Origin of the sequence: Achromobacter marplatensis (assembly GCF_049060505.1) — a bacterium.
Taxonomy (GTDB): Bacteria; Pseudomonadota; Gammaproteobacteria; order Burkholderiales; family Burkholderiaceae_B; genus Achromobacter; species Achromobacter marplatensis_A.
In genome coordinates, this window is sequence record NZ_JBMGRB010000042.1 from 1 (window position 1) to 353 (window position 353).

Genomic DNA, 353 nt, shown 5'->3' on the forward strand with positions numbered 1-353 from the left:
GGGGTGATGACCGGAGGCGCGTCGGCCTGGCCCTGGATGCTGAAGCTGAGGTTGGCGCTGGAGGCATCACCGTCGGCATCGGTCACGGTGTAGTTCAGCGTGAAGTTCAGCTTGTCGGTGGCGCCCAGTGCTTGCACGGCCGGCTTGCTGTTGTCCAGCGTGAACTGCCAGGTGCCGTTGGCGTTAAGCGTGAGGGTGCCGTACTGGGAGATCTCGGCGCGCTGGGCGTCGTTGAGGTTCCAGGTGACGCCGGTGATGGCATCGGCGCCCTTGACGTCGTTGTCCACGACGTTGCCGCTCAGGCTGTTGGCCGGCGCATCTTCGGTGACGGTGCCGGCGGCATCGTCCTTGGC

At 66.0% G+C, this 353-nt stretch carries 1 protein-coding gene; it reads right to left on the reverse strand.

The features are described 5' to 3' along the window. Positions 1–353, reverse strand: a 353-nt coding sequence (locus ACI0FO_RS29460) for a VCBS domain-containing protein (protein ID WP_416032099.1), incomplete at both ends; no start/stop codon positions are given.